The organism is Larkinella punicea (genome assembly GCF_003334855.1).
Classification (GTDB): domain Bacteria; phylum Bacteroidota; class Bacteroidia; order Cytophagales; family Spirosomataceae; genus Larkinella; species Larkinella punicea.
In genome coordinates this window covers 41856-57169 of the sequence record NZ_QOWE01000018.1, presented here as the reverse complement: position 1 = coordinate 57169, position 15314 = coordinate 41856, and the positions used below count along the sequence as shown (strand labels likewise).

At 54.3% G+C, this 15314-nt stretch carries 9 protein-coding genes; all 9 read left to right on the top strand.

Annotated elements, in window-relative coordinates; all coding sequences use genetic code 11:
* Positions 1-75: 75 nt before the first annotated feature.
* The 9 genes from DUE52_RS20865 to DUE52_RS20825 all read left to right on the top strand — a co-directional run bounded on the left by DUE52_RS20865 (position 76) and on the right by DUE52_RS20825 (position 15211).
* Positions 76-2820 carry a DUF1553 domain-containing protein gene (locus tag DUE52_RS20865; RefSeq protein WP_114407992.1) on the top strand — a complete coding sequence of 915 codons (2745 nt, stop codon included), beginning with the start codon at positions 76-78 and terminating at the stop codon, positions 2818-2820.
* A 5-nt stretch (positions 2821-2825) separates the two neighbouring features.
* Positions 2826-4325 (top strand): DUF1501 domain-containing protein, encoded by a 1500-nt coding sequence (locus DUE52_RS20860; RefSeq protein ID WP_114407991.1) that lies wholly within the window; start codon positions 2826-2828, stop codon positions 4323-4325.
* A gap of 243 nt (positions 4326-4568) precedes the next feature.
* Positions 4569-5438, top strand: a complete 870-nt coding sequence (locus DUE52_RS20855) for a sugar phosphate isomerase/epimerase family protein (protein ID WP_114407990.1) — start codon at positions 4569-4571, stop codon at positions 5436-5438.
* Positions 5439-6047: 609 nt separating this feature from the next.
* Positions 6048-6335 carry a Dabb family protein gene (locus DUE52_RS20850; RefSeq protein ID WP_114407989.1) on the top strand — a complete coding sequence of 96 codons (288 nt, stop codon included), beginning with the start codon at positions 6048-6050 and terminating at the stop codon, positions 6333-6335.
* 644 nt (positions 6336-6979) lie between these two features.
* Positions 6980-7609, top strand: a complete 630-nt coding sequence (locus DUE52_RS20845) for an RNA polymerase sigma factor (protein ID WP_114407988.1) — start codon at positions 6980-6982, stop codon at positions 7607-7609.
* A 48-nt stretch (positions 7610-7657) separates the two neighbouring features.
* Entirely contained in the window at positions 7658-8650 is a 993-nt protein-coding gene (locus DUE52_RS20840; protein ID WP_114407987.1) for a FecR family protein, read from the top strand.
* A gap of 53 nt (positions 8651-8703) precedes the next feature.
* The gene (locus DUE52_RS20835) at positions 8704-12219 is read left to right on the top strand and encodes a SusC/RagA family TonB-linked outer membrane protein (RefSeq protein ID WP_114407986.1); all 3516 of its coding nucleotides are present in this window, start codon (positions 8704-8706) and stop codon (positions 12217-12219) included.
* A gap of 16 nt (positions 12220-12235) precedes the next feature.
* A complete protein-coding gene (locus DUE52_RS20830) occupies positions 12236-13714 on the top strand; it encodes a RagB/SusD family nutrient uptake outer membrane protein (RefSeq protein WP_114407985.1) in 1479 nt (492 codons plus the stop codon).
* 24 nt (positions 13715-13738) lie between these two features.
* A complete protein-coding gene (locus tag DUE52_RS20825) occupies positions 13739-15211 on the top strand; it encodes a sulfatase family protein (protein ID WP_114407984.1) in 1473 nt (490 codons plus the stop codon).
* Positions 15212-15314: the final 103 nt, after the last annotated feature.

Here is a 15314-nt window from a genome sequence, read left to right as displayed (position 1 = left end):
TGTAGTAGATTTCAGTACTTTACCTTTTTCGACTCTTTATAAGGAGTCGAAACCCAGAAACCTGAACCTTTACTTATGAAACCTCAACTCCTGGTGGTTGGCGGGTTGGCCGTGGTGGTTGCGCTTACGCTTTCTTCGTTCCTCGGAATCTTCGAGGATAAGGTGGATTTTAATACCCAGATCAAACCGCTCCTCAATAAAAACTGCATTGCCTGCCACGGGGGCGTCAAGAAGGCGTCGAACTATAGCCTGCTCTTCAAACACGAAGCCCTCGCACCGGCCAAATCCGGGAAACTGGCCATTGTGCCGGGCGACGCCGATGCCAGCGAGTTGATCCGCCGGTTGACGCTCACCGACCACGACGAACGGATGCCGCTGGAAGCGCCCCCGCTGAAACCGGAAGAAATCGAACTGCTGCGGAAATGGATCGATCAGGGTGCCGAGTGGGGAGATCACTGGGCGTATCAAACCGTGGAAAAACCGGACGTTCCCAAAATCGGCACGTTCTGGTCACGACTCGGCATCGTTGAAAACGACGAACTTAGCTGGGCGAAAAATGAAATCGACCATTTTGTGCTGGAAAAACTGAAACCGGAAGGGCTAAAACCGTCGCCCGAAGCCGACAAAGCCACGCTGATTCGCCGGGTGTCGCTCGACCTGACCGGTTTGCCGCCAACGGAAAAAGAAGTGGCTGATTTTGTCGCCGATCCTTCCCCGAATGCTTACGAAAAAGTGGTGGACCGGCTGCTGGCTTCTCCGGCCTACGGCGAACGCTGGACGGGCATGTGGCTCGATCTGGCCCGTTATGCCGATACGAAAGGCTATGAACGCGATCCGGGACGGACCATCTGGCGTTACCGCGACTGGCTCATCAAAGCCTTCAATCAGGACAAACCGTTCGATCAGTTTACCGTCGAACAACTGGCCGGTGATTTGTTGCCAAACCCGACAGATGATCAACTGGTTGCGACCGGTTTTCACCGCAACACGATGACCAACGACGAAGGCGGAACGCAGGATGAAGAGTTCCGGGTGGCCGCCGTGATGGACCGCGTCAATACGACCTGGGACGTCTGGCAGGGAACCACGTTCGGCTGTGTGCAGTGCCACACCCACCCCTACGATCCATTTGTCCACGAAGAATATTACAAGTACCTGGCGTTTTTCAACAACGCCCGCGACGAGGACGTGACGACCGAAACGCCGACCCTGCGGTTTTACAAAAAGGAAGATTCACTGAAAGTTCAGGCCTTGAATAGCTGGCTGAAAGGGCATGTGAAGCAGCCCCGGCAGGCGCAGGACGTAATGAAATTCGTCCGGATTACCGAACCCAAAATCAACTCGCACGATTTTGATCAGTACGTCAATGCGTCGCTGATTGATGCCAAATTTTTCGGGGTGCAGGATGGCGGTTCGGGGCGGATCAAAAACATCGACCTGACGGGCAAAAACCGCCTGATTATGCAATGGGGAACAAAGGCCAAAAACGCCGTTCTGACCCTGCACCAGGACAGCCCGACCGGCCCGGTTTTGCTGACGACTCCGACGCCCAGTGGCCGGGATACGACCATGATTTTTGCGTTGCCGACGGTTTCGGGTCGCCATGATCTTTATCTGACGCTGAGCAGCCCGGAAACGCCGAAAGATTGGGTCCAGATCAGATGGGTATCGTTTCAGCCCGCGCTGCCCGATCAACCCGCGAACGAACTGGGCGAAATGGATCTGAAACTGGCGGAAATTCTGAATACCCGGCCCGAATCGACGCCCATCATGCAGGACGGAACTGGTGATCTGGCCCGGAAAACCCACATTTTTGAGCGGGGAAACTGGCTGGTGAAAGGCAGGGAAGTGAAGCCCGACGTGCCGAAATCACTGCCGCCAATGGCGAAGGAGTTGCCCAAAAACCGTCTGGGTCTGGCCAAATGGATGGTGAGCCGCGAACATCCGCTGACGGCGCGGGTGGCCGTCAACCGGTTTTGGGAGCAGTTGTTCGGAACCGGAATTGTCGAAACCGTCGAGGATGTCGGAACGCAGGGCATCCAGCCGACACACCGCGAATTGCTGGATTGGCTGGCCGTCGATTTCATGGAAACCGAAGACTGGAGTGTCAAGAAATTACTGAAGAAAATCGTGGTTTCGGCGACGTATCGCCAACATTCCGAAGTCGCGCCCGCGTTGCTGGCCAAAGATCCCTACAACAAATTACTGGCACGTGGTCCCCGCGTCCGGCTGGCCGCCGAGCAGGTTCGCGATCAGGCGCTGGCGGTTACCGGCCTGTTGAGCAATAAGTTATACGGCCCCAGCGTGATGCCGCCCCAGCCGGATGGCATCTGGCAATCGCCCTACAGTGGCGAATCCTGGAAGCTGAGCGAAGGCGAAGACCGCTATCGCCGGGCACTTTATACCTATTGGAAACGAACGGCCCCGTATCCGTCGATGATCACGTTCGACAGTCCCAGCCGGGAATTTTGCCAGCTTCGGCGGTTGCGGACCAACACGCCTTTGCAGGCCCTCGTAACCCTCAACGACCCGGTGTATGTGGAGGCCGCCCAGCGATTGGCCGAGACGATGACCTTGCGCGGAAAAACGCCCGAACAGCAGATTCAGGCCGGTTTTCGGCTGGTGATGCTGCGAGATCTGACGCCGAAGAAACTGGCGGTTTTGACGAAATTGTACCGCAATACCGAAACCTATTATCGCCAGCATCCGGAAGATGCCCACCAACTTTTGTCCTGCGAAGATGCGACGCCCCAACTGGCGGCCCTGACCGTGACGGCCAATACGATGCTGAACCTGGATGAAGTGATTACGAAAGAATAAACCCGATGAACAAACTCCTCAAAGAACTTCAGGAAGCGGCTTTGCAACGCGAAACCCGGCGGCATTTTCTGCACACCTGCACCACCGGTCTGGGCGCGATGGCCCTGGGTTCGACCCTGACCAGTTGCGGTTTTTTCGGTGGCAAGGAAGACAAAACGGCACTTAACGCGCCAACGGCTTCGGCTGAACCGATGACGCCACGCCCGTCGCAGTTTTCGCCAAAAGCCAAGCGGGTGATTTACATCCACATGGCCGGGTCGCCCTCGCAACTGGAGTTATTCGACTACAAACCGGAACTGGTCAAATACCACGGCAAAGACTGTCCGCAGGAATTGCTGGAGGGCAAGAAATTCGCCTTTATCCGGGGTGTTCCCAAGATGCTCGGGCCGCAGGGCAAGTTTGCGCAACACGGGCAGTCGGGCGCGTGGATTTCCGATTATCTGCCGCATTTGCAAACCGTGGCCGACGAAATCACGTTCATCAAATCCATGCACACCGACCAGTTCAACCATGCCCCGGCGCAGTTGCTGATGCACACCGGTGCGGCCCGGCTGGGGCGGCCCAGCATTGGCTCGTGGGTGACCTACGGCTTGGGGTCGGAGAATGATAATTTGCCGGGATTCATCGTGCTGGCGTCGGGCGGAAAACAGCCGGATGCGGGCAAGTCGGTCTGGGGCAGCGGGTTTCTGCCGACGGTGTACCAGGGCGTGCAGTGCCGCACCGACGGCGACCCGGTTTTGTACGTCTCCGATCCGAAGGGCATGAACCGCGACATTCGGAAGCAAACCATCGAAGCGATCAACGACATCAACCAGCAGCAGTACGACGACGTGAAAGATCCGGAAATTCTGACCCGGATTTCGCAGTACGAAATGGCGTTCAAGATGCAGATGTCGGTGCCGGATGCGATGGACATCAAGAGCGAACCCGAGTACATTCTGAACGCCTACGGTGTTGACCCGAACAAAGGTTCGTTTGCCCGGAACTGTCTGTTATCAAGACGATTAATTGAGCGCGGAGTACGGTTTGTCCAGCTTTTCGACTGGGGTTGGGACACGCACGGAACCAGCAAAGACGGTTCGATTGAAACCGGTTTGCGGGACAAATGCACGACCTCGGATCAGGCAGTGACGGCCTTGCTGAACGACCTGAAACAACGCGGTTTGCTCGACGAAACGCTGGTGGTCTGGGGCGGTGAGTTTGGCCGCACACCCATGCAGGAAAACCGCGACGGCCAGACGTTGCCGTTCATGGGCCGCGACCACCACCTCGATGCGTTCACCGTCTGGATGGCAGGGGGTGGGGTCAAACGCGGTTTCAGCTACGGCGAAACCGACCCGATTGGCTATTATGCCGTAAAAGATAAAGTCCACGTTCATGACCTGCAGGCCACGATTCTACACCTGCTCGGCTTCGACCATTCCAAGCTGACGTACCAGTTTCAAGGGCGTCCCTTCCGGCTGACGGATGTGGCCGGGAAGGTGGTCAAGTCGGTTTTAGCGTAATCACAAAGGGTATAGGAACGCGGATTGAACGGATGAAACAGATCAAAACGGATTTTATCCGTGCAAATCCGTTCCATCCGTTCAATCCGCGTTCCTATCAATCTGGACTCCAGACTGAAAAAATTAAATTATTTATAGGGTGTGAGATAGACACAAAGCCAAAACGCGGTATCATTGTGTTGAAAATACACATTAAGATTACGCTAGCTACTTCACTCAATCGTCTATTTTACCGGAATCAACATGAATCGCAGAAATTTTCTTGGAACCTCCTTAGGACTCGGTGCGCTCTCGGTGCTTGGTCTGAATGCCTGTTCGGCAAAAACCAAATCCGTCGGCCTGCAATTGTATACGCTCCGGGACGACATTCAGAAACAGGGGATCGAAACCGTACTGGCGGAGGTGGCCAAACTGGGGTATAAAGAAGTGGAAAACTTTGGCTATGGCGGTGGAAAGTTCTTCGGGAAAACCCCGGCTGAGTATCTTAAAATACTGAAAGACAACGGATTGTTGGCTCCGAGTGGCCACACCCTGACGGCGCGTTCAACCCAAATGGGCCCGATGGATGGCCTGACTAAAAACTGGCAGCAGGTGGTGGACGATGCCAAAGCCGTTGGTCAGGAATACATCATCATTGCGTATCTGGCACCCGACGAGCGCAAACCGGATGATTACAAACAACTGGTCGATCTGCTGTCGGCAGGGCAGGAAACGGCCAAAAAAGCCGGGCTGACGCTGGGCTACCACAACCACGATTTTGAGTTTACGGAGCGCGTGGACGATCAGATGCCGTATGAACTGATTCTGAAAAACACGACGGTGCAGATGGAAATGGATTTGTACTGGATTTCGAAAACCGGTCAGAAACCCGCTGATTATTTTGCCAAATATCCCGGTCGTTTTCCGCTCTGGCACGTCAAAGACATGGCAAAAACGCCGGAGCAGGAATTTGCGGAAGTAGGCACCGGTTCCATTGACTTTGCGGCCATTTTTGAAAAAGCCGAAGAAGCCGGTTTGAAGCATTACTTTGTAGAACAAGACATCTGCAAACGCCCGCCGTTGGAAAGCATCAAAATCAGCATCGACAACATTCAGAAAGCAAGCTGGGGTTGAAAACAGCAACTTCTTGCCACTCTGGTCGCATAGCGACCGAATGTTTGTAGAAAACGACGGGCCAAATCGCCCCCAGGTCGCGTCGCGACCGAATGTTTGTAGAAAAACGACGGGTTCAATCCCGCGCTGGTCGCGTAGCGACCGAACAAAACATGAGCAGTTGTTTGATCGCTACGCGACCAATGGACATCATAAGGCCATTTTAAGCTACAAACATTCAGTCGCTATGCGACCAAAAAAATACTCAAACCGTTTCTAAACCTTGATCGGTTCATGAATGAACCCCATTGCGCATGATCCGTCATACTGTTGTCTTCAAACTCAGGAGAAAAACGACGCTCAAATCGTCCCTGGTCGCGTGGCGACCGAATGTTTGTAGAAAACGACGGGCCAAATCGTCCCTGGTCGCGTAGCGACCGAATGTTTGTAGAAAAACGACGGGTTAAATCGCCCGCTGGTCGCGTAGCGACCGAACAAAACATGAGCAGTTGTTTGATCGCTACGCGACCAATGGACATCATAAGGCCATTTTAAGCTACAAACATTCGGTCGCTATGCGACCAAAATAACACCAATCGTTAGCGAAGCGATACTAACCAAAACCGTTCGATGATCCGTCATACCGTTGTCTTCAAACTCAAACATCCGGCTGGTTCGCAGGAGGAACAGAATTTTTTGAACGAAGCCCGGAAACTGGTCGCGATTCCGGGCGTGCAACAGTTTGAGTGTCTGAAACAAATCAGCCCGAAAAATCCGTACGACTTTGGACTGTCGATGGAATTTGCCAGCCAGGAACAGTACGACGCGTACAACAACCACCCCGATCACGTCCACTTTGTGGAGCAGTTTTGGCTGAACAACGTTACAGAGTTCCTGGAAATCGACTATCTGATTTAATTGCTGTTCCAAAATTACGGTTTAAAATAAACAGGACTTATGTCTGATAATTCTTTATCCTTTCGCTTTTACCCCTAAATCCCCTGAAGGGGACTGGGACGCGAACCCTCCGGATGCTAAAAGTCCGGCAGCGGCCGACCGTCCTTCAGGGGATTTAGGGGTAAAAGCGGAAGTCCTAACGAAAAAAGCCCGGACGGGTCGTCCGGGCGGTCGTTAATAGAGATGGTAAAATGGAACTGGTTTGTTCAGGCACTGTGCACAAAACACGTCGTAATCTGTACAGAACCCGCAGCACATAAAGAGCCGAAAGGCCGTTTCCTACTGACCGGAAATAAAAAACCGGTACCGTGTTGGATCAGGTGAGAGAAGTAGGGGGCAACTCCAATGGTTTTTGAATCGGATAATCCGGCTTATGGCGTGCGCATATCCAGTATTTTTCCATTCTCTTCGTCGAAGTATTTGCAAATTCAGCGATTTATCCCAAGTTTACAGCCAGAAGCCAGCGTCACCACACTGGCTCTGTTTTTGCAGAATAAATCTATTTATTATATAGAATTAATAGTTTGAAAGGAGAGTTGTCAAACCGCTTTTTTTATTCACATTTATCTTTCAAATTGCATTAAAAGAAGGTCAATCGATTGACGATGCAACATACCGACGCTGAACTCTGGGAATTGTTTCGTACGGGCAGTCCGGAAGCCTTCGAACTGTTATACCGGCGGTTCTATGCGGTTTTGTTTCGGTATGGACGGACGTTCACCCACGATGATAAACTGGTCGAGGATTGCATTCAGGATTTGTTTCTGAACCTGCACCGGTATGGCAACAACCTGAAACCCATGCCCGACGGGGTCGCTTTTTATCTGCTGGCTTCATTACGAAACATGCTATTCCGCCAGTTGACCCTGCTGAACCGACTGCGGGATGCTTACCCTTTGCCGGAAACCGCCGGGTCGCAGGTCGAACTGTCGGTGGAAGATGCCCTTATCATCCGGCAATTATCGGATCAGCAGATTCAGCAACTCAATCAGGCTCTGGAGCAGCTTCCCGAACGTCAGCGCGAAGCCATCGTTCTCAAATTTTATTCCGGTCTGTCTTTCGAGCAGATTGCGCAGGTGATGGGCGTAAACCACCAGTCGGCCAAGAACTTCATTCAGAAGGGGTTGCAGGCGCTGCGTCAGCGCATTGGCCCGGCCATTCGCATTACGCAAATTTTATATGGAAGCCTGATTCCGATTTTGCCGTATTTTTTCAAAAAATCTTCTAAACGGTAGGGTACTTTTTGCCCGGACCGGACTGTATTCCAAAAAAGCAGGAAAGCTTTGGCAACGGAATACGAATTATTTTCTCCCGACGACTGGATTTTTGATACCGCCTTCCGGCGTTGGGTGTTGAATCCATCGCCCTCGGAAGACCGGTTCTGGCAGCAGTACATCGCTGCCAATCCGGCCCAGCGGGAAGCCATTGCCCACGCCCGGATTCTCATTCTGTATAGCCAGCAATCGCCCGCCGTGCCTGCCGAACAACTCGACCGCTCGTGGCAGTCTTTACAAAACCGTCTGCCTGAGCCGGTTGTCCGCCCGCTGTGGTCGCGCTCGTGGCTTTCGGTGGCGGCTTCCGTGGCTGTAATCCTGCTGTCTGGCCTGGCCTGGTGGCTGTATCAGAACACGCCCGAAACCTACCAGACGGCCTACGGCGAAACCCGGCAGCTTACGTTACCCGACGGAAGCCGGGTGACGCTCAACGCCAACTCCAGCCTGCGACTCGCCCGAAACTGGAAACCGGAGGCCGCGCGCGAAGTCTGGCTGGAAGGAGAGGCCTTTTTCTCCGTAACCCACCAGCAAAACCACCAGAAATTTGTCGTCCACGCCCGCCAGCTCGATGTGCAGGTGCTGGGAACGGAGTTTAACGTTTTTACCCGCCCCAAAGCCGTCAAGGTGGTGCTGGAGTCGGGGAGTGTGAAGCTCAGCCAGCCCGACAAGGCTCCGGATCAGGGCATTACGATGAAACCAGGGCAGTTTTTTGAAGTAAAAGCCGACGGCACCCAGCAGTGGCGAACCATCCGGCCGGAACCGTATTCAGCCTGGAAAGAAAAACGGCTGGTGCTGGATCAAACCACCCTGGCCGATCTGATCGAAATCCTGCAGGATAATTACGGTCTGACCGTCCAGGTGCAACAGGAAGACCTGCTAAGGCTCCGGGCGTCGGGATCGATGCCGCTCACCGACGCCGACGATGTGCTCATCCAGATCGAAAGGCTTTTCTCGCTGACTATCAAACGTTCCGGAACCACCGTTACCCTCCATAAGCTCTAATTCCTAACCCTTATCGTATGAACCTAAGACGCACTACTCCTAAACTCTATTTTATGGATAGAACAACTCTATTTTGTTTGGTTGTAATTGGGCTATTCATCCGGCAACCGGTCAGCGGTCAGGTGCTGGCGTGGAATCCCAACCGGCAACTGCCGGAAAAACCAGCCAGTCAGACACAACGGCGTCTGCTGACCTCGGTGCTGAAAGACATCGAAAACCGGTTTCAGATTTCCATTGCCTATCGGTCGGATTTGCTGGATAACCGCACCGTTGAACTCAAAACCGACCGGTTTTCGAGTGCCGAAAAGGCGTTGAAAAAAGTACTGGAAGGGCAACCGCTGCGCTACGAAAAAGTGAACGACGGTTTTTACCTGATTGCGCCCCTGTCGACCGAGAAGAAGGAGAAACCCCAAAACCCGGCTCCGGCTTCCAGCCCGATCAACGGAAACGATCGTTCCGGCGAAGCCTCACAACTGGGTGGCAGCGGCATTTTCGCCCCGATCAGTCAAAAAATAGCGGCTGCACTGGTGCCGGTAACCGGTCGCGTGATCGATCAGAACGGCCAGGCCATTCCGGGGGCCACCGTACTCTACAAAGAAAATCCGAACCTGGGCACGTCCACCAACGCCGAGGGCCAGTTTAGCCTGAATCTGCCGGAAGTTCGGGGGAGTCTGGTCGTTTCGTCAATCGGATTTCTGAGTCAGGAAGTTGCGCTGGGGCAGCAAACGACTTTTACCATTACGCTGGAAGCCGACACCAAGGCGTTGCAGGAAGTCGTCGTCGTGGGCTATGGTTCCCAACGGTCGCAGGATTTGACGGGTTCGGTGGCGGTGGTGGATCAGAAAGCCATTCGCAGCCTGCCGGTTTCGACCATCGATCAGAAAATGATCGGGCAGGTGGCCGGGGTGCAGATTCAGCAGCCGTCGGGTGCGCCGGGGGGCGGAACGTCCATCAAAATCCGGGGCAGCGGTTCGCTGGGTGCGGGCAACGAGCCTTTGTATGTGGTGGACGGAATGCCGTATTCGGCGGGCATGAACCAGACATTGAACCCGTTGCTGTTCATTAACCCCAACGACATCGAATCCGTCAGTATTTTGAAAGACGCATCTTCGACCGCTATTTACGGTTCGCGCGGGGCCAATGGCGTGATCCTAATTACGACCAAAAAAGGAAAATTCGACCGGACCGAAGTCAGTGTTTCGTCCATGCGCGGGGTGCAGCAGGTTCCGCAGAAAGGACGCCCCGAAATGCTCAACGAACGCGAGTTTGCGGAATTTCAGCGGGATAAAATCGGTATTGTGGTTCGGCAACGCGAAAGACGGGCGGCAACAATCGATGACTATCCGCAGGAATACCGCAACCTCGACAACCTGACCGGCAAGGGAACCGACTGGTATGGTTTGCTGCTTCGGCCAGCCGCCATCGAAGACCACAACGTCAGCATTCAGAAAGGCTCCAAAGAATCGCGGCTGAGTTTCAGCATGGGCTATTTCAAACAGGACGGCGTTCTGAAGCACACGGGCGTGGAGCGGTACAGCAGCAAACTGGGCATCGAATCCAACCTCGGCAAACGCGTCAAGGTCAGCGCGATTCTCCAGCCCACGTTTATTACCCAGAAGCGAACCAACACCAATTCCAGCCGGGAGGACATTCTGGGCGTTAGTCTGTGGGCCAATCCGTTGCGGTCGCCGTATGACCAGAACGGCAACCTGATTCCGTATGTGGTTTCTCCCCAAAGCAAATACCATTCGGCCTGGAGTTTTGCCAATCCGCTGTTTACGTTGCGGGAAACCATCCAGACCGAGAAGGATTTTCAGAACCTCGGTTCGGCTTTTGTGGAGTGGGAAATCATTCCGGGTCTGAAGGCGAAAACGTCGCTGAACACCATCTGGTCGACGGCCAAATACCAGCAGTATATTCCCGCCACGGTCGGCGCTTCCAACACGCCCCCGATCGTCGGCACGGGTCGGTCGAACAACAGCCGCAGTGAGCGGTTCGACTGGCTGATCGAGAACACGCTGACGTACGATAAAACGATTGGCAATCACCGCTTCGATGCGCTTTTGGGCTATACGACCCAGAAAAGCACGTCTACGGGCGTTAACCTCACCGCCAATCCGTATACGAACGATCTGATTCAGACCATCAATGCCGCGCAGACCATCAGTGCCTGGGGCGAAACCGTCAATCAGTGGGCCATGATTTCGTATCTGGGCCGCATCAACTACGGCTTCAAAGACCGGTATTTGCTGACGGCCACCTTCCGCTCGGATGGTTCGTCGCGGTTTGGGAGCCGGAACCGCTACGCCCTGTTTCCGTCGGTTGCGGTCGCGTGGCGGGTTTCGGAAGAGGATTTCCTGAAAGGCAATCGCATCATCAATGACCTGAAACTGCGGACAAGCTACGGGCGAAGCGGCAACAACAACATCGGTAACTATTCCCACCTGGCGTCGATCAATGCCGAATCCTACGTCTTTGGAACAGCGCAAGTGACGGCTTCCAGCGTGGGTTTATCCAATCCCTATCTGAGCTGGGAAGTTTCGAATCAGGTAGATGTCGGCGCGGATTTTGAATTCCTGCAAAACCGCCTGTCGCTCTCGCTGGATTATTACTACCGGAAAAGCACGAACATGCTGCTCAACGACGTGATTCCGGCCATCACCGGCTACAACGCACAGACGGTCAACAAGGGAAATGTCCGGAATACCGGCATCGAAATTGCGCTGGGCGGCACCCCGGTTTCGGGCGCTTTCAACTGGGATGTCAACCTGAATATGGCCTTTAACCGCAACAAAGTGCTCTCGCTCAACGACAACGGCGACCGGATTCTGGCCGGTAGCAACGACGGAAATCCCACGCACGTTTCGGTGGTTGGCAAACCCATCAGTCAGTTCTTCGGGTATATTTTCGACGGGTTGTATACGGCCGCCGATGTGGCCAATCCGGCGATCATCAAAACCCCGCAGGTCTATGAGGGCAACGTTAAATACAAAGACGTGAACGGCGATGGTGTGATTACCGACCTGCTGGATTATACGATGATCGGGAGTCCGCACCCCAAGTTCATCTTTGGCGTTACGAACCGGTTTTCCTACAACCGCTTCGATCTGAACGTCATCGTGAGCGGGCAGTATGGCGGGCAGGTCATGAACGGTTTGCGGCAAACCGTCGATAACCTCCAGGGCTTTTTCAACGTCAGCAAGGAGTGGACGGCCCGCTGGCGGAACGCCGATACGCCGGGCGACGGCCAACACTACGGCATTCCCATTCTGACGCCCAGCCTGGGCCACCGGGTTTCGAGCCTGTGGGTCGAGGACGCGAGCTACCTCCGGATTGGCAACCTGACGCTGGGGTATTCGCTGCCCGATAGCTGGATGAAGAAAACCGGGTTTGTCAACAACTGCCGGTTTTACCTGACCAGTCAGAATCTGGCTACGTTCACCAAATACAAAGGTGCCAATCCCGAAGGGCAGTCGGTGACGGTCAACAACACGCTGGCACCCGGCTTCGACATGTCGTCGTATCCGCTCTCCCGCACGACGTCCATCGGCATCAACCTGACATTCTAACCACCAGACCAATCGTATGAAAAAGATAGTGTATGTGCTGGGCCTTTTTTTTCTGTCGGCCTGCTCCAACGATTTTCTGGAGATTTATCCGGAAACCGCCCTCAGCGAAGGGACTTTTTACAAATCGGAAACCGAATACATTCTGCTGGCCAACGGCTGTTACGTACCGATGCAGACGTACGAAAAAGTGGAACACTGGGTGATGGCCGAACTCATTTCCGACAACGGCAGCTTTCAGTATAGCACCGTGACCGGCGAAGCGTCGAAGGGCGTTATCGACCAGTTCATTCTGGCCTCCAACAACGTCGCCTACGCCAACTTCTGGAATTTTTCGTACAACGGCATCACGCGTTGCAACAAACTGCTGGCCGAAATCGACCGGACGGGCGTAACCTGGTCGAAAGAGTCGTTTAAAAAACGTTGCGCCGGTGAAGCCCAGTTTCTGCGTGCCCTGTATTATTTCAATCTGGTGAGGCAATTCGGGGGCGTTCCGCTGGTGCTGACACCCATCGAATCGCGGGAAGCCGTCGGCATCAAACGGTCGACGGAAGAGCAGGTGTACGAGAATATCATCAGTGATCTGAAAGCCGCCGTCGAGAATTTCAACGGAGCCACCGATGTCAAGGAAAACGGACGCGCCAACGAAGGGGCGGCTCTGGCGTTGCTGGGAAAAGTCTACCTGACGCAACGCAAGTATGCCGAGGCTGCAGCGGCCCTGAAAACCGTGATCGAATCGGGCAAATACAGTTTGTTACCCAATTACGCGGACGTCTTCAATCCATCGAGCAAGGATTTCAAGGAGACGATTTTTGCGGTGCAGTATTCCGAAAACAGCGCGGCATTGTCCAACCGGTTTCTCTTCTGGTTTGCCCCCTGGACCTCGGCGGGAGCCATCACCGGGCGTCCCGGCATCAGCCTGGTCGGCGGAGGCTGGAACCAACCCACTGACGATCTGGTCAATGCGTTCGAAGCGGGGGACAAACGAAAGGATGTGTCGATCAAATTCTGGAATGGCGCGGACTGGGACGGCGTCGTGCGGCCCATTCCGTATTGCGCCAAATACAAGGCCCCGCTATCGTCGCCCGTCGACCGGAGCAGCGACAACATGCCGGTGTTGCGGTATTCGGATGTTTTGTTGCTGTATGCCGAAGCGTTGAATCAGCAGGGCAACACCGCCGAAGCGATTCCGTACGTACAGCAGGTTCGCAACCGGGCCGGGTTGACGCAGTCGCTGGCGGGCTCCTCTAAAACCGCTCTGGAAACGCTGATTGCCAAAGAACGCCAGGTGGAGTTCTGTTTTGAAAACCAGCGCTGGTATGATTTGAAACGGACGGGCAAGGCGGTGGAAGTGATGACGGCACACGGCCAGCGCGAGAAGGCGAAAAAATCGTTTCTTTACAATACCGCCTACGAAGTGACGCCCACCAAACTACTCGCTCCGATTCCGGAAGAGCAGGTGCTGGTCAATAAAATTAACCAGAATCCGGGGTATTAAACGTTTCAAAAACCTGACAATAGAATGAAAAGAGCCCTGCAACTCCTTGGTTTCCTTCTGATTGGCGTGAGTCTGCTCTATTGCACGACCCGGCCAAAAACCGCGGTGAAAACCGAAAAACCCAATGTGATTTTTATCTTTTCGGATCAGTGGCGGGCCGATGCCGTGGGCTACGCGGGCAATCCGGATGTGAAAACGCCCTACGCCGACCAACTGGCGAAGGAAAGCATCAACTTCAAAACCGCCATTGCCACCATGCCCGTCTGCACACCCTACCGGGCGACGTTGCTGACGGGACAATACCCGCTTAAACACGGCGTTTTTTACAACGACAAACCGCTGCCGAACGAAGCCCTGACGATGGCCGAAATCTTCAAGGATAACGGCTACCAGACCGGCTACATCGGCAAATGGCACATCAATGGACATAAAAATGGCGAACACCCGTATAGTGCCCGCGACAAGCCGATCACCCGCGACCGGCGGCAGGGTTTCGATTACTGGAAGGTCCGGGAAGTGTCGCACGATTACAACGACTCGTTTTATTTCGATGAGAACGATCAGAAACACCAGTGGCCGGGCTACGACGCGTTTCCGCAGACCGACAGTGCCATCGGGTTTATCAAGCAAGCCAAAGAGAAGCCGTTTCTGCTGGTGTTGTCCTGGGGACCGCCCCACAATCCGTACCACACCGCTCCCGAAAAATACCGGGCGATGTACGATCCGAAGACGCTAACAATCCGGCCCAATGTGCCGAAAGCCATGCAGGACAGCGCCCGGCGGATTTACGCGGACTACTATGCCCATTGCACCGCCCTGGACGATGCGCTCGGCAAGCTGCTCAAAACCCTGGACGAGCAGGGCATTGCCGACAACACGATTCTGGTATGGACCTCCGACCACGGCGACATGTTGCTGACCCAGGGCGTCTTGCGGAAACAACGCCCCTGGGACGAATCCATCCGGGTGCCGATGCTGGTGCGGTATCCGAATGGATTCGGGAAGAAAAGCATCGAGGTTACTAAACCGATCAATACGCCGGATATTTTGCCGACGCTGCTGGGTATGGCGGGGTTGAAGATCCCGGCAACCATTGACGGAAAAGACGTTTCGAAGGGCATTCTGAACCCGGCGGTTTACCCCGTCGATGCCGCGCTGGTGGTGCTGCCGGTTCCGTTTCACGAATACAATTTCCAGAACGGAGGGCGCGAATACCGGGCCGTCCGTACCGAGCGGTATACTTACGCCCGGAGGCTGGCCGGTCCCTGGCTGTTGTATGACAACCAGACTGATCCGTATCAGTTAAACAATCTGGTCAACAAAACCGAATACGCTGCGCTGCAAAAGCAACTCAACACCGTGCTGGACCAAAAACTGAAGGAAACCAACGACACATTTTTGCCGGCCGACGAGTATATGAAGCGGTATAACTACACCTATGATAATAAGGATAGTTTGCGCCCGCCGTCGTATTATGCGGAAATTCGGCCCAAGTAGAACCGGGTATTGCCTGGTCTTCTCAGGTTCCAACCCCAACGGGGTTGACAATCGATAACCCCGGATGCAATCCGGGGCAGATGAGCAAGATACTATCCGCATC